13 protein-coding genes are annotated in these 15,612 nt (G+C 61.3%); 10 read left to right on the top strand and 3 right to left on the bottom strand.

Translation table 11 applies throughout. The features are described 5' to 3' along the window. Window positions 1-53: 53 nt before the first annotated feature. On the top strand, window positions 54-473 hold the full coding sequence (locus CSE6_RS22880) for a DUF4149 domain-containing protein (RefSeq protein WP_054075310.1): 420 nt from the start codon (window positions 54-56) through the stop codon (window positions 471-473). A gap of 46 nt (window positions 474-519) precedes the next feature. Then, window positions 520-1,404, top strand: coding sequence for a Kdo hydroxylase family protein (locus tag CSE6_RS22875; RefSeq protein WP_059441579.1), 885 nt, complete (start codon window positions 520-522; stop codon window positions 1,402-1,404). Window positions 1,405-1,488: 84 nt separating this feature from the next. On the opposite strand, the gene CSE6_RS22870 is transcribed toward CSE6_RS22875, so the two are convergent. Together CSE6_RS22870 and CSE6_RS22865 are read right to left on the bottom strand one after the other, a co-directional pair. Beyond that, window positions 1,489-2,247: a hypothetical protein gene (locus tag CSE6_RS22870; RefSeq protein ID WP_059441572.1), complete on the bottom strand. Its 759-nt coding sequence runs from the start codon at window positions 2,245-2,247 to the stop codon at window positions 1,489-1,491. Between the two features lie 62 nt (window positions 2,248-2,309). After that, on the bottom strand, window positions 2,310-2,780 hold the full coding sequence (locus CSE6_RS22865) for a YhbY family RNA-binding protein (protein ID WP_003067342.1): 471 nt from the start codon (window positions 2,778-2,780) through the stop codon (window positions 2,310-2,312). Window positions 2,781-2,812: 32 nt separating this feature from the next. On the opposite strand from CSE6_RS22865, the gene CSE6_RS22860 reads away from it, so the two are divergent. From CSE6_RS22860 to ppk1, 5 genes are all read left to right on the top strand, one after another. Continuing rightward, complete coding sequence (locus tag CSE6_RS22860) at window positions 2,813-3,475, top strand: RlmE family RNA methyltransferase (protein WP_003053442.1); 663 nt, start codon at window positions 2,813-2,815, stop codon at window positions 3,473-3,475. Between the two features lie 246 nt (window positions 3,476-3,721). Continuing rightward, entirely contained in the window at window positions 3,722-5,644 is a 1,923-nt protein-coding gene (ftsH, locus tag CSE6_RS22855) for an ATP-dependent zinc metalloprotease FtsH (protein ID WP_003067340.1), read from the top strand. A 71-nt stretch (window positions 5,645-5,715) separates the two neighbouring features. Continuing rightward, entirely contained in the window at window positions 5,716-6,564 is an 849-nt protein-coding gene (folP, locus tag CSE6_RS22850; RefSeq protein WP_059441571.1) for a dihydropteroate synthase, read from the top strand. 36 nt (window positions 6,565-6,600) lie between these two features. Then, window positions 6,601-7,935 carry a phosphoglucosamine mutase gene (gene glmM, locus CSE6_RS22845; protein WP_003067335.1) on the top strand — a complete coding sequence of 445 codons (1,335 nt, stop codon included), beginning with the start codon at window positions 6,601-6,603 and terminating at the stop codon, window positions 7,933-7,935. A 462-nt stretch (window positions 7,936-8,397) separates the two neighbouring features. Continuing rightward, a complete protein-coding gene (gene ppk1 / locus CSE6_RS22840) occupies window positions 8,398-10,464 on the top strand; it encodes a polyphosphate kinase 1 (RefSeq protein ID WP_012839114.1) in 2,067 nt (688 codons plus the stop codon). A gap of 180 nt (window positions 10,465-10,644) precedes the next feature. On the opposite strand, the gene CSE6_RS22835 is transcribed toward ppk1, so the two are convergent. Beyond that, window positions 10,645-12,126 carry a Ppx/GppA phosphatase family protein gene (locus tag CSE6_RS22835; RefSeq protein ID WP_059441570.1) on the bottom strand — a complete coding sequence of 494 codons (1,482 nt, stop codon included), beginning with the start codon at window positions 12,124-12,126 and terminating at the stop codon, window positions 10,645-10,647. 440 nt (window positions 12,127-12,566) lie between these two features. Between CSE6_RS22835 and pstS the strand changes: the two genes are divergently transcribed. From pstS to pstA, 3 genes are all read left to right on the top strand, one after another. Continuing rightward, the gene (gene pstS / locus CSE6_RS22830; protein WP_003067330.1) at window positions 12,567-13,598 is read left to right on the top strand and encodes a phosphate ABC transporter substrate-binding protein PstS; all 1,032 of its coding nucleotides are present in this window, start codon (window positions 12,567-12,569) and stop codon (window positions 13,596-13,598) included. Between the two features lie 173 nt (window positions 13,599-13,771). Then, window positions 13,772-14,710 carry a phosphate ABC transporter permease PstC gene (pstC, locus tag CSE6_RS22825; RefSeq protein WP_034358718.1) on the top strand — a complete coding sequence of 313 codons (939 nt, stop codon included), beginning with the start codon at window positions 13,772-13,774 and terminating at the stop codon, window positions 14,708-14,710. After that, complete coding sequence (pstA, locus tag CSE6_RS22820) at window positions 14,707-15,597, top strand: phosphate ABC transporter permease PstA (RefSeq protein ID WP_034358716.1); 891 nt, start codon at window positions 14,707-14,709, stop codon at window positions 15,595-15,597. The genes pstC and pstA overlap by 4 nt, the downstream gene beginning before the upstream one ends. Window positions 15,598-15,612 lie beyond the last annotated feature (15 nt).

Here is a 15,612-nt window from a genome sequence, read left to right as displayed (position 1 = left end):
CTTGCTTGATGTTTCTGGCCTGGGCGCTGCGCCGCGTTCAAGGATTCGTGACTATGTACGAGCGTTTGCCTGTTTTCCTGGCCGCTTTATGGTGGGGCAGCCTGAGCGCCATCGGCTTTGTGGCCGTGCCGATGCTGTTTGCCCATCTGCCCACGCCGGCTCTGGCGGGCTTTATGGCTGCCAAGCTGTTCGCCGCGCAGACCTGGATTTCCATAGCATGTTGCGCTCTTCTGCTGGTGTTTTCAAAGCGAAAACATGCAGAAAAGATTGAGCAATGGGCGCAAGCAGCTATCGGTTTTGTTATCGCCGGCATGTTGCTGGCGCTGCTGGTGCAGTACGGCGTGTCGCCCAAGATCGTGGCGCGCGAGAACCTCAGGCTCTGGCACAGCGTAGGCACCGGCATGTATGCGCTGCAGTGGCTGTGCGCCGCCATCGTGCTGTGGCGTGTGGCGGGCGCGCGCAAGCCGGCTTGATCCAGTGCAAGCCCGCGCCAGCTGCGGGGAGTACACTGCCGAAGCCATGGAATCTCAAATCGTAAAAATCGACGCGACCGACTGGAGCCAGGTCCAGGGGCGCGATGAATGGACTGCTGCCGTCGAAGCCGGCAAGGTGCTGTATTTTCCGCAGCTGAGCTTTCAGCTGACCGAGCAGGAAAAAGCGCTGCTGCGCCCCGATGTGCGCGATCCCAAGACGCGCAATATCAGCCTCAATGTGGATGGCTCGATCAAGGGTGTGGCAGGCGACGAGGCCACGCAGGCCCAGGTGGCGGGCATGGTCGGACGCTTTCGCGAGCAGGCCACGGCGCTGATCGCAGGCCTGTTTCCCGCCTATATGCCGGTGGTGCGCATGGCACCCACCAGCTACCGACCTTCGCAGGTGGAAACGCGGGCGCAGTCCTGGCGTGCCGACGACAAGCGCATGCATGTGGATGCCTTTCCTTCGCGGCCCAACTATGGCGAGCGCATTCTGCGCGTCTTCACCAATGTCAATCCGGATGGCCAGCCCCGGGTCTGGCGTGTGGGCGAGCCTTTCACCGATGTGGCCAAGCGTTTTGTGCCGCGTGCCAAGCCCTACAGCGCCTGGCAGGCCAAGGCGCTGGAGCTGCTGCATGTGACCAAGTCCTATCGCAGCGAATACGACCATTTGATGCTGCAGCTGCATGACGGCATGAAGGGCGATCCCGACTATCAGAAAAATGCTCCCCAGGAAACCGTGCCTTTCGCGGCAGGTTCCACCTGGGTGTGTTTCTCCGATCAGGCAGTGCATGCCGTCATGTCGGGGCAGTACATGCTGGAGCAGACCTTGTTCCTGCCGCCAGGCAGCGAATACAACCCGGCGGCCAGCCCGCTGTCCATTCTCTCGCGCATGAAGGGGCATTCGCTGGTCGATGCCAAATATCGCTGATCCATCGGTCAGGCGAGCACAAAAAAGGCGTTGAACCTCGCGGTCAACGCCTTTTGTTTTTGAGGCTGCAACTGCAGCCGTCCTTCAGCCCCAGGCCTTCTCGATCCATCTGGCTGGCTCGATATGGCGAAAGCGCTTGTTGCGGCGGCCTTCCAGCGCGTCGGGCGGGTTCACTTCGCCGTGGAAGATCACGATGCGCGCATCGACCGGCGGCACCGGCTCCTTCCAGTAGTTGCTGGGCCAGGTCGGAATGCAGTAGTACTTGAAGCTGGGGCACCAGGCGGCAGGCCAGTAGTCCAGCTTGCCCTGCTTGTGCAGAAAGTGCGACAGATACTCCTGCTCGTTGCGGTACTTGCCGCGCATCTCTTCGGTGTGCGCGCGGAAATGCTCCAGCACATCGGCATGGGCACCCAGCTCGAAGCGGTAGACCGATGAGTTGCCGACAATGCGTTCGCCAAAGCGCCAGAAACGCGGGTAGTCGTGAATGATGCGGAAGTCGCCGGGCAGCGTGAAGAACTCGTCGAGGCTGCCCACAATCACCACGTCCAGGTCCAGGAACAGCGCCTGACCCTTGAGGCCATGCAGGTCGCGCTCGAAGGTGGTGAGCTTCTTCCAGGCGCCGTCACGCTGGCCGGGCGCCAGATGGATGTTCAGGTCGGGGATGGGAAAGCACTCCACTTCGGAGCGAATCCCCTCTGTGCTGTCGGTCAGGCAGACAAAGCGAAAATCTCCGCTGAGATGGCGGCGCACCATGGCATAGAGTCGGTTGACGTACTCCGGGCCGTATTTGGTGCCCCATTTCATGCAAAGAATGTGGCGTTGCTGCTGTGTGGTCTGAACCATGGGTTGGCGGTCTCGGCGAGGAAATAAGGCAATGGGGCGGGCAGACAGGGCGGATCGGCAGATCAGTCCTGACGGCCTTTCTTGACCGACTTCTGCTTGGGCTTGGCGCGCTTGATGGTGCCGCCGGCGGTCAGGCGCTGGTTGCCGAGCACGCGCAGCTGCTTGACTTCGGGCTTCTGGCCGGCGCGGCCGAACTTGAGCACCTTGACGTCGCGAGGACCGGGCATGCGGTCTTCGTCAAAGGCCTTTTCCTTTTCGGGAATAGGGCGCCACAGCACCAGCAGCTTGCCGATGTGCTGGATGGGAGCCGCGTTCAGCTCGTCGCAGAGTTGTTGATAGATCTGCTCGCGGGCTGCACGGTCGTCGCCGAAAACGCGGACCTTGATCAGACCATGGGCATTGAGTGCGGCGTCCACTTCCTTTTGAACGGCAGTGGTCAGACCATCGCCACCGATGAGGACGACGGGGTCCAGATGGTGGGCTTCGGCGCGGTGTTCCCGGCGCTGCGCGGGAGTTAATTCAATTTGGGGCATACCCGTATTATCAAGGCTGCGAGAATTCAGGCATGAAAACGAAAACCAAAAGCAAGAAGGTCAATAAGAATTGGCTGCACGATCACATCAATGACCCCTATGTGAAAGCTGCCCAAAAGGACGGCTATCGTGCGCGCGCGGCCTACAAGCTCAAGGAAATTGACGAGTCGCTCAAGCTGATTCAGCCCGGCCACACCGTGGTGGACCTGGGTTGCGCGCCCGGCGCCTGGAGCCAGTATGTGCGCCGTCGTCTCTCGCCCAGCGGTGCGGCCGTGGGCGAGCTCAACGGCCGCATCATCTCGCTGGACCTGCTGCCCATGGAGCCCATCGAGGGCGTGCATTACATCCAGGGCGACTTTCGTGAAGAGGCGGTGCTGGCGCAGCTTGAAGAGGCCATGGGCGGCGGCAAGGCCGACGTGGTGGTCTCGGACATGGCGCCCAATCTGTCGGGGCATGGTGCCACGGACGGGGCGCGGGTTGCGGTGCTCATCGAGATGGCCGTCGATTTTGCGATCAACAACATGAAGCCCGAGGGCGCGCTGGTGGTCAAGCTTTTCCACGGTAGCGGCTATAACGAGCTGGTGGATCTGTTCAAGCAGACCTTCAAGGTGGTCAAGCCCATCAAGCCCAAGGCATCGCGCGACCGGTCTGCCGAGATTTTCCTGGTGGGGATGGGTCTCAAGCAGGGCTCTTGACGGAGTTGCCGGCTTGCATAGGGGCATTTGACCTCATGCCTTGCTGCAGCAAACCAGTGAAACTGATAGCGCAAAGCCTTGATAAAACACAGGCTTAGGGCCGATTGCCTGCTGGGCCGTACCTTGCCTATGGCCGCTATAGGGGGAAATAGGCGTCTTTGGCGCTTGAAACACCTAAAATGAACCTCAACTAGGTCTGGAGTCCCCTCCGGGCCTTTACGTCTGAATATTCCATTGGAGCCCCGCTTGAACAATCAGTGGTTTTCAAAAGTCGCCGTCTGGCTGGTCATCGCCATGGTGCTGTTTACGGTGTTCAAACAGTTTGACACCCGAGGTGCTGGCGGTGCCTCTCATGTTGGCTACTCGGAATTCCTGGAGCAAGTGCGCAACAACCGTATCAAGAGCGCCACCATTCAGGAAGGTGCTGGCGGTACCGAGGTCGTAGCCACCACCACCGATGACCGCAAGATCCGCACTACGGCCACCTACCTCGATCGCGGCCTGGTGGGCGACCTGATCAACAACAACGTCAAGTTCGACGTCAAGCCACGTGAAGAAGGCTCGCTGCTCATGACGCTGCTCGTGAGCTGGGGCCCCATGCTGCTGTTGATCGGCGTATGGGTGTACTTCATGCGCCAGATGCAGGGTGGCGGCAAGGGCGGCGCCTTCAGCTTCGGCAAGTCCAAGGCGCGCATGCTCGACGAGAACAGCAATACCGTCACCTTTGCCGACGTGGCTGGTGCCGATGAGGCCAAGGAAGAGGTCAAGGAAGTCGTGGACTTCCTCAAGGACCCCAACAAGTTCCAGAAGCTCGGCGGCCGCATTCCCCGCGGTCTGCTGCTGGTCGGCCCTCCCGGTACCGGCAAGACGCTGCTGGCCAAGTCCATCGCGGGCGAAGCCAAGGTGCCTTTCTTCTCGATCTCGGGTTCCGATTTCGTTGAAATGTTCGTCGGCGTGGGTGCGGCCCGCGTGCGCGACATGTTCGAGAACGCCAAGAAGAATGCGCCTTGCATCATCTTCATCGACGAAATCGACGCCGTCGGTCGCCAGCGCGGTGCCGGCATGGGCGGCGGCAACGACGAGCGCGAGCAGACACTGAACCAGATGCTGGTCGAGATGGACGGTTTCGAGACCAACCTCGGCGTGATCGTGGTGGCTGCAACCAATCGTCCCGACATTCTTGACGCAGCTTTGCTGCGCCCCGGTCGCTTCGACCGTCAGGTCTATGTGACGCTGCCCGATATCCGCGGCCGCGAGCAGATCCTGAACGTGCACATGCGCAAGATTCCCGTGGGCCAGGACGTGAACCCCGCCATCATCGCGCGCGGCACGCCCGGCATGTCGGGCGCCGATCTGGCCAACCTCTGCAACGAAGCTGCGCTGATGGCGGCACGCCGCAATGCGCGCACCGTGGAGATGCAGGACTTCGAAAAGGCCAAGGACAAGATCATCATGGGCCCCGAGCGCAAGACCATGGTCATGCCCGAGGAAGAGCGCCGTAACACGGCCTACCATGAAGCCGGCCATGCCTTGATCGGCAAGCTGCTGCCCAAGTGCGATCCCGTGCACAAGGTCACCATCATCCCGCGCGGCCGTGCGCTGGGCGTGACCATGAGCCTGCCCGAGAAGGACCGCTACTCCTATGACAAGGAGTACATGCTCAACCAGATCGCCATGCTGTTTGGTGGCCGTATCGCCGAAGAAGTGTTCATGAACCAGATGACGACTGGTGCCTCGAACGACTTCGAGCGTGCGACCCAGATCGCCCGCGACATGGTGACGCGCTACGGCATGAGCGATGCGCTGGGCACCATGGTCTACTCCGAGCAGGAAGGCGAGCCTTTCCTGGGCCGTACCTTCAGCCGAGGCTCCAATCTGTCCGAATCCACCATGCAGAAGGTGGACGATGAAGTGCGTCGCATCATCGACGAGCAATATGCTTTGGCGCGCAAGCTGATCGAAGACAACAGCGACAAGATGCATGCCATGGCCAAGGCCATGCTGGACTGGGAGACGATCGACGCCGAGCAGCTCAACGACATCATGGCAGGCAAGGAGCCTCGTCCTCCCAAGGACTGGACACCTCGCAACCCCCCCTCATCGGATGGTGGCAATTCCTCGGGAGGCAATCCCGCATCGAATGCCGAGCCTTCGCCTACTACGGCTTGAGCGCCAAGCCTCATATACAAAAGGTCCCTCAGGGGCCTTTTGTTTTTGCACTCTCAGATATCGGAAGATTTATGTCGCAACAGTGGCAAACCTCGCGTTTTCTCTTGCAGCTCGACAAGCCTCAGGTCATGGGCATCGTGAATGTGACGCCGGATTCCTTTTCGGATGGAGGCAGGCATGCCGGTGTGTCCCAGGCCATGGCCCATGCCGAGCTGCTGCTCCAGCAGGGCGCGCATATTCTCGATATAGGTGGCGAGTCGACCCGGCCTGGCTCGCCAGCGGTCAGCCTCGAAGACGAGCTGGCTCGCGTTCTGCCCGTGCTGCGCGAAGCCGTCAAGCTCAACGTGCCTATCTCCATCGATACCTACAAGCCCGAAGTCATGGCTGCGTCTCTGGATCTGGGGGCAGACATCATCAACGACATCTGGGCGCTGCGCCAGCCTGGTGCCTTCGAGGTGGTGAGCAGGCACGCCAGCTGTGGCGTGTGCCTGATGCATATGCACAAGACCCCGCAAGACATGCACCTGGAGCATATGCAGGGCGATGCCGTGGTTCAAGTTCGGGACTTTCTGCTGCAGGTGACTCAGCCTTTGCTCGATGCAGGCGTTGCTCGCTCCCGCATCGCCTGGGATTACGGTATTGGTTTCGGCAAGAGCGTGGTACAAAATTTTGCCTTGCTTGCACATCAGCGTGAGCTGCTGGGCCTAGACTTCCCCTTGCTGGCGGGTTGGTCGCGCAAGGGCTCGCTGGGGCAGGTGACCGGCCTGCCTGTGGATCAGCGCATGGTGCCCAGCGTCGCGGCGGCATTGCTGGCGGTCGAACGTGGGGCCAAAATTGTGCGTGTCCACGATGTGAAGGATACGGTGGCTGCGCTGGCAGTCTGGCAAGCCATGCATGATGCGCAAGCGCTGCAGGCCTGATGACAGAGTATTGAATCTAAAAAGGACAACGAGAATATGGCACGACAGTATTTCGGCACCGACGGGATTCGCGGCACGGTGGGCAAGTCGCCCATCACGCCTGACTTTGCCCTGCGCCTGGCGCATGCCGTGGGGCGCGTGTTGCGTCGCACGCAAGAGCGCCCTCTGGTGCTGATCGGCAAGGACACCCGCATCTCTGGCTACATGCTGGAGAGCGCGCTCGAGTCGGGCTTCAACTCTGCCGGTGTCGATGTCATGTTGCTTGGCCCCTTGCCGACGCCGGGCGTGGCCTATCTGACGCGTGCCCAGCGCGCCAGCCTGGGGGTGGTGATCAGTGCCAGCCACAACCCGTTTTATGACAACGGCATCAAGTTCTTCAGTGCCGAGGGCACCAAGCTGCCTGATTCCTGGGAAGAGGATGTGGAGGCCGCTCTCAAGGAAGACCCCGTCTGGGTGGATTCAGCCTCTTTGGGCAAGGCACGACGTCTGGCCGATGCAGCCGGCCGTTATATCGAGTTCTGCAAAAGCACTTTCGATCACAGCCTGTCGTTGCGGGGCCTGAAGATCGTAGTGGATGCGGCCCATGGCGCGGCCTATCAGATTGCTCCCAAGGTCTTTCACGAGCTGGGTGCCAATGTGGTGGAAATCGGCTGCTCCCCGGACGGCCTGAACATCAACGAGGGAGTTGGCGCGACCCATCCCGAAGCGCTGGTGAGGGCGGTGCGTGCCAACAATGCCGACTATGGCGTGGCGCTGGACGGCGATGCCGACCGTCTGCAGCTGGTCGATGCGCAAGGCCGTCTCTACAACGGCGACGAGCTGCTCTATCTCATGGCGGCCGATCGTCTGGCTCGCGGCGACGTAGTCAGCGGCGTGGCGGGAACCCTGATGACCAATATGGCGGTGGAGCAGGCGCTCAAGGAGCAGGGCGTGGGTTTTGTCCGTGCCAAGGTGGGAGACCGCTATGTTCTGGAGGCGCTCAATGCCAAGGGTTGGCAGCTGGGCGGCGAAAGCTCGGGCCACCTGCTGGCGCTGGACAAGCACACGACCGGTGACGGCCTGGTCAGTGCACTGCAGGTGCTGCAAGCCTGCGTGCGCTCGAAGAAGACCATTGCCCAGTGGCTGGAGTCCGTGAAGCTGTTCCCCCAGGTCATGATCAATGTGCGCTTGCAGCCTGGCCAGGACTGGAAGAGCAACGCCAAGCTGCCAGGTGAGCAGGCAGCGGTTGAAAAGCTGCTGGGCAGCGACGGCCGTGTGCTGATCCGTCCCAGCGGTACCGAGCCCCTGGTGCGAGTCATGGTCGAGGCCAGGAGTGCGGACATGGCCAGCAACTGTGCCGAGCGTCTGGCCGAGGTGGTCAGGGCCAGCTGAAGCTGCGCAAACCCTGATGACTGTCATGAACAACGATGACAGTCATCTTTTGGTCATCTAATTGTCATAAACCATGGGCAGACTGCGGACATGCCCTCAGGGGCGCTTCAAGCTTTCGCAGGCTGCTGCCACATGTCCCAATCCGTATCTGGTTCCGACTCTTTTTTTTCCACTTCCATCACTTCATCTTCAGGGCAGGATCCGGTTGCAGTTTCCCCAGTGACCTCGCAGACCGATAGTCAGGCGCATGAGGCGGGACCCGCATCCCTGGGTCTGGCGCATATCTCGCTTGTGCCTCCCGTCACGACGGCGGTCGTCAACTCCGCGAGCGAACCGGCTGCAGTTGCGCAAGCCGGGGCGGCCGGGCACCATGGTGTGCCCGGTGCCGTTTCTGACGCTGCGACACTGGCCCCTGCAAAAGCGCCGCGCCGACGCCGAGCGGCGTCCAAGAACGAGGTAGCCATGCCGCCTGTGATCGAGCCGACTCTGGAGCTGCTGGACCGCGATCAAAGCATTCTGGTCTTCAATGAGCGCGTGCTGAACTGGGCCGAGCGCGAGGATGTGCCGCTGCTCGAGCGCCTGCGCTATCTGTGCATCGTGTCTTCCAATCTCGACGAGTGGTTCGAGGTGCGCTGTGCACCTCATGTCTCTGCCGCCAAGGTCGGTGATGAACAGGGGCCGTACTCGCGCGCCAGCTTCGAGCGACTGATGACCACGGCCCACGGCCTGGTGGCCAAGCAGTACCAGCTCTATAACCAGTCCATCATTCCCGCGTTCGACAAGCATGCGATTCGCCTGGTTTCTCACGGCGAGCGCAGCGTGGCGCAGCGCAAATGGGTGCGCGAGTACTTCATGCGTGAGGTGCAGCCCCTGCTGATGCCGGTGGGGCTGGATCCGTCGCATCCCTTCCCGCAGGTCGCCAACAAGGCCTTGAATTTCATCGTGCGCCTCAATGGCGTGGATGCCTTCGGGAGGGCCAATGAAGTGGCCATCGTCAAGGTGCCGCGTGCCTTGCCGCGCCTGATCCGTCTGCCCGAGAAGATCTCGGGCAAGCAAAAGCTGTTTGTCAGCATCTCCAGCGTGGTGCGTGCCCATCTGGCCGAGCTGTTCCCGGGGCGCGAAGTGTCGGAGTTCTCGCAGTTCCGTGTCACCCGCCACTCCGATCTGGCCGTGGACGAGGACGATGTGGTGGATCTGCGCATGGCCCTGCGTCAGGGCCTGCACCACCGCCATTACGGCCAGGCCGTGCGTCTGGAGGTGTCCTCGTCCTGCTCTGTGGTGCTCTCTGACCTGCTGCTGGAGCAATACGGCCTGCCGGCCGAGGCGCTGTTCCGCGTCAAGGGGCCGGTGAATCTGGTGCGCCAGATGCAGCTGATCGATCTGGTCGACGACCCGGCCCTGCTGTTTCCCAAGTGGAAGCCGGCCTGGCCCACGCAGCTCGTGCCAGGCCGATCCATCCTGGCGCAGATGCGCAAGAGCGACATCATCATCCATCAGCCCTTCGAGAGTTTCGATGGCGTGCTGGAGTTGCTGCGCGAGGCCGTGAACGATCCGCAGGTGCTGGCCATCAAGCAGACCATCTACCGCACGGGCACCGACTCCGAGATCATGAGCCTGCTGGCCGAGGCCGTGAGCCGCGGCAAGGAGGTGCTGGCCGTGCTGGAGCTCAAGGCGCGCTTTGATGAAGAGGCCAATATCAACTGGGCGGAAAAGCTGGAGTCGCTGGGCGTGCAGGTGGTGTATGGCGTGGTCGGCCTCAAGACCCATGCCAAGATGCTGCTCATCACGCGCCGTGAAAAGCGCAACAACCAGCTCAAGCGCTATGCCCATCTGTCCACGGGCAACTACAACGCCCGCAGCGCGCGCCTTTACACCGACATCAGCCAGCTGACCTGCGATGACGAGATCACGGCCGATATGGATGCGGTATTTCGCCACCTGTCCAGCCATAACACCATGCCCAAGCTGCAAAAGCTGGTCATGGCGCCGTTCCATCTGCAAAACCGCATGCTGGAGCTGATCGGCCTGGTGGCCGCCGCAGCGGCGCGGGGCGAGAAGGCTCGCATGGTGCTCAAGATGAATGCGCTGACCGACGAGCCCCTGATTCGCGCCCTGGTCGAGGCCGGCCGCAAGGGCGCACAGATCGATCTCATCGTGCGCGGCTCATGCATGCTGCCGGCGCAGCGCCCGGGCGTGACGGACAATATCCGCGTGCGCTCCATCATCGGCCGTTTTCTGGAGCATTCACGCGTCTTCTACTTTGCCTGGGGCCAGGAAGAAGAGTTGCTGCTGTCCAGTGCCGACTGGATGAATCGCAATATGCTCAGCCGCGTGGAGCTGGCCTGGCCGGTGCTTGACAAGAAGCTGCGCCAGCGCGTGATCGACGAGTGCCTGGTGGCCTATCTGGGCGACGACCGCGATGCCTGGACGCTGGATGCCTCGGGCGTTTACCAAAAGCCCGCGCGTCCGCTGGAGGGCAAGGGCGCCCAACAGGCCCTGATGGTGCGCTATGGTGGCAAGAGCGTTTGAATACTCTGAAAAGAGGAGCGCCTTGCGCCTGATATGCAATGTTTTCAGATATTTTTAGTATTGAAATCAATGTTTGACAGGTGCTTGCAGCTATCTTTTTGAAAGGCTCTGCAGAGCAAAAAAGGGACTGCCTCGCAGTCCCTTTGCCTTTTGCAGGCCGTGGCGGCCTGGCAGTTGATATCAGCGCAGCTGCAGCTTGAGGCTCCAGGGCGTCTTGCTCCAGGCCATGGCTTCCTCTTCGAGCAGGCGGGCGGATTGCGGGTAGGTCAGCATCCAGCCCGAAGGTGTGGAGAGCTTGCATTCCGAACCCGAACGCTTGATTTGCATGCCCTGCATGTCAGGGTCGCGGCGGGTATGGCTCAACTGCACGGCAATGCGCAGTGCCATCAGCGGCAGGGCCAGCTGCGGCTCCTCGATGGCGTCCTCCAGCTTGCGCAGCTTGCCCTGGTGACCCAGCACCAGCTGGCAGATGCGCTGGCGCAGCTCGGGCTCCCAGGTGGCCAGGCCGCAATGCTCGACAATGTAGGCGCCGTGGCGGTGATAGTCGCTCAGAGCCACGCGCATGCCCACCTCGTGCAGTTGCGCGGCAATGGCCAGGGCCTGAGTGCTCAGCGGCGCGGCTTCTGCGGGCAGGATTTGCTGGCACAGCTGGGTGGCAATGCGCTGAACGCGCTGGGCATGGGGTACGTCCACGCCGAAGTCCAGTTGCAGTGCGCCGACTTCCGCGGCCTCCTTGTCGGCAGGGGGCTCATGGTCGAGCAGGTCGTGCAAAGCTCCCTGGCGCAGTGCGCCCTGTGCAACTTCCAGCTCGGTAATGCCCAACAGGTCGACCACGGCCATCATCACGCTGATGCCGCCGGCGACCACCGGGCGGCGATCTTCCTTGAGGCCCGGCATGCGCAGGCGCTCCACATGACCGATGTCCAGCAGCAGCTCGTAGAGGTAGCGCAGCTTGGCGGGCGTGATCACCTGCCCGTCCAGGCCCTGGGCCGTGAGAGCGTCCGCCACGGCGTTGGCCGTGCCGGAGGAGGCATAGGCGCAGTCCCAGGCCGTGCCCGGGTAGGCGAACTGGGCCTGGGTCAGGCATTGCTTGGCGGCGGCAACGGCGGCCTGGAAGTTGGCCTTGTTCAGTGCGCCGTCGCTGAAGAAGCGGCTGCTCCAGGAGACGCTGCCCAGTGCGAACGATGCCACTTGCAGTGGCTGGCTGTGCTGGCCGATGATGATTTCGGTGGAGCGTCCGCCAATGTCGATGACCAGGCGTTTTTGCTGGCTGGGCGGCAGCGAACTGGCCACGCCGCGATAGATCAGCCGGGCTTCCTCCTCGCCGGCAATGACTTCGATGGGAAAGCCCAGCAACTGGCTTCCACGTGTCACGAATTCGTCGGCATTCAGTGCCTCGCGCAGGGTCTGGGTGGCTACAGCGCGGACATGCGAGGCATCAAAGCCCCTGAGGCGTTCGCCAAAGCGAGCCAGGCACTCCCAGCCGCGCTCCATGGCTTCGCGGGAGAGTTCCTGGCGCGAGTTCAGGCCATTGCCCTGGCGCACGGTTTCCTTGAGGTATTCCACACGCTCGATGCGTTGATGCGAGCCGATGCGGCCTATTTCAAGGCGAAAGCTATTGGAACCAAGGTCTACGGCGGCAAGCAGCGATTCAGGAGCCATTTCTGAGCCAATCAATGCGTTGTTGTTATGCGGGTTGGGGCACGGGCAGAGCATGAGCGTGATGGAACAGGCGACACATGCACCGGGCAGTGGAATATGCAATACGGGCCGTCATCGAGCTTGCGGGGCGAGGGGTTCAACCTCTGCCAAGTCAGGTATTTGCAGGTATTTGCCGAGTTGGGCCGCCAGAGTGCGCTCACGCTGTGTGACAGACTATGTCATACATTGCCGACGATCAGACTCCAGCCTTGCGACAAGCTGTTACCCGGGCCGGGTCTGCGGGCCGAGGCTCAGCAGTTTGCGAATGAAATATGACACTCGCATGACCGCTTTGGAGCTCTTTCACTCGGTTGCGCCTTGAAATTTTCATGTCACGACCTTGTCATAAAAGGTTTTTAAAGTTCACTCCATCGAATCTTTCAACCCTAAGAGGTAGTTTCATGAAGTTGTCCTTGATTCACGTTCTGGTGGCTGGTGCTCTGTCTGCAGCGGGTATTGCCAACGCCAGCCAGGAAGCCACAGGTGCCGGTGCGAGCTTCCCGGCTCCTCTGTATTCCAAGTGGGCTGCCGACTATCACAAGGCCACTGGCGTCAAGATTAACTATCAGTCCGTGGGTTCCAGTGCCGGTGTCAAGCAGATCGAAGCCAAGACCGTGGACTTTGGTGCTTCCGATGAACCCCTGAAGGATGACGAACTGGCCAAGAAGGGCCTGGTTCAGTTCCCCACCGTGATCGGCGGCATTGTTCCCGTGGTCAACATCAAGGGCGTGGCTCCCGGCCAGCTGAAGCTGTCGGGCCAGGTGCTGGGCGATATCTACCTGGGCAAGATCTCCAAGTGGAATGACCCCGCCATCACGGCACTGAACCCCGGTGTGGCGCTGCCTGACGCCGCTATCGCTCCCGTGCGCCGCGCTGACGGCTCCGGCACCACCTTCGGCTTCACCAACTACCTCTCCAAGGTCAATGCCGAGTGGAAGGAAAAAGTGGGCGAGGGCAAGGCCGTGAACTGGCCCACCGGTGCCGGCGGCAAGGGTAATGAAGGCGTTGCCGCCTTTGTGGGTCGCCTGCCCAACTCCATCGGTTATGTCGAGTACGCTTATGTGAAGCAGAACAAGCTGACCTACACACAGCTGCAGAACAAGGAAGGCGCTTTTGTCTCTCCTGACGACGAGACCTTCAAGGCGGCTGCTGCTGGCGCTGACTGGGCCAAGAGCTTCTACCAGATCCTGACCAACCAGCCCGGCAAGAACGCCTGGCCCATCACCTCGGCAACCTTCATCCTGATGCACAAGACTCAGGAGAAGCCTGCTCAGGCCGCCACCTCGCTGAAGTTCTTCGACTGGGCTTACAAGCAGGGTGACAAGACTGCCGCAGACCTGGACTATGTGCCCATGCCCGACGCTGTCAAGAACGTGATCTACAAGTCCTGGAACGACATCAAGGACGCTTCGGGCAAGGTTGTTTCCAAGTAATTTCGTGTCATCAGTGAGCAGCGGGCTGCCGTGCCGGACGGTATGTTCGCTGCTTGTTTCAACCCTTTGCGAATAAAGGCGCTCACGTGTCCACTACGTCGCCCTCCAGTTCGCTGGCTGCAGCCCCCACCGATGCCGCCAAGCGACGCTCTCCCTCTCCGCCACGTGCTCCGATGATCTCGGGACGTATGGCGGATCGTTTGTTTGGTGGCCTGGCACGCAGCGCAGCAATTTTGACGCTGGTGCTGCTGCTGGCCATCATGGTTTCGCTGATCTTCGGTGCCTGGCCCGCCATCTCCGAATATGGTCTGAGCTTTCTGACCAGCAGTGTCTGGGACCCCGTGCAGGATCAATACGGCGGTCTGGTCATGATTTACGGCACGCTGGCCACTTCGGCCATCGCGCTCATCATTGCAGTGCCCGTGAGCTTCGGCATTGCCCTGTTTCTGACGGAACTCTCGCCTGCCTGGCTCAAGCGCCCTCTGGGCACTGCCATCGAGTTGCTGGCCGCAGTTCCCTCCATTGTTTACGGCATGTGGGGCCTGATGGTGTTCGGCCCCGTGCTGGCCACCTATGTGCAGCAGCCTCTGCAGAACCTGCTGACCGGTGTGCCCTATCTGGGCGCTTTTGTCTCCGGCCCTCCCGTGGGTATCGGTATTTTGTCGGCCGGCATCATTCTGGCCATCATGATCATCCCCTTCATCGCCTCCGTGATGCGCGATGTGTTCGAAGTCACGCCGGCGCTGCTCAAGGAGTCGGCCTACGGTCTGGGCTCCACGACCTGGGAAGTGGTCTGGAAAGTGGTGCTGCCCTATACCAAGACTGGCGTGCTGGGCGGCGTCATGCTGGGCCTGGGCCGCGCACTGGGCGAGACCATGGCCGTGACCTTTGTGATCGGCAACATGAACCAGCTCAATTCCCTGTCCGTGTTCGAGGCCGCGAACAGCATCACCTCGGCGCTGGCCAATGAGTTTGCCGAAGCGGGCGAGGGCCTGCATCAGGCGTCGCTGATCTATCTGGGTCTGGTGCTGTTCTTCATCACCTTCGTGGTGCTGGCCTGCTCCAAGCTGCTGCTCAACCGTCTGCAGAAGAACGAAGGAGCCCGCTCATGAGCCCGACCTCCACCTCCACCAAAATGCTCGACGCAGCCGATCTGGCTGCGGTGCGTCAGGCCAAGTACAACAAGCGCAAGCGCCTCAATCAGGTCGCGCTGACCCTGTCCATGGCAGCTATGCTGTTTGGCGTGTTCTGGCTGGTCTGGATTCTCTGGGAAACCATTCGCCAGGGCCTGGGTGGTCTGAACTTCGCCCTGTTCTCGCAGATGACGCCTCCCCCCAACGAGGAGGGCGGTATTGCCAATGCCATCTGGGGTTCGCTGATGATGGTGGCGCTGGCCACTTTCGTGGGCACGCCGATCGGCGTGATGGCCGGGGTCTATCTGGCCGAGTACGACAAAAAAGGCTGGCTGGCTTCCACCACCCGCTTCGTCAACGACATTCTGCTGTCGGCCCCCTCCATCGTCATCGGTCTGTTTGTCTATACCGTGGTGGTGGTGCGCTTCAAGAGCTTCTCCGGCATGGCCGGCGTGATCGCGCTGGCGCTGATCGTGATTCCCGTGGTCATCCGCACCACGGAAAACATGCTGGTGCTGGTTCCATCCAGCCTGCGTGAAGCGGCTTATGCGCTGGGTACGCCCAAGTGGAAGGTCATCATCATGGTGACCTTGCGCGCAGCCCGCGCCGGCGTGATCACCGGTGTGCTGCTGGCAGTGGCCCGCATTGCTGGCGAGACCGCTCCGCTGCTGTTCACGGCGCTGAACAACCAGTTCTGGAATGCCGACATGAGCAAGCCCATGGCCAGCCTGCCGGTCACCATCTTCAAATTTGCCATGAGCCCGTATGAGAACTGGCAGCAACTGGCCTGGGCCGGTGTCTTCCTCATCACTGTGGCTGTGCTGGGTCTGAATATCCTGGCGCGTTTCATCACCCGCCAGAAATAATTCGAAAGTTCAAGA

It is taken from the genome of Comamonas sp. E6, assembly GCF_001010305.1.
GTDB classification, from domain to species: Bacteria; Pseudomonadota; Gammaproteobacteria; order Burkholderiales; family Burkholderiaceae_C; genus Comamonas; species Comamonas thiooxydans.
The sequence above is the reverse complement of the archived record's forward strand: the minus strand, read 5'-3'. Positions and strand labels throughout refer to the sequence as shown.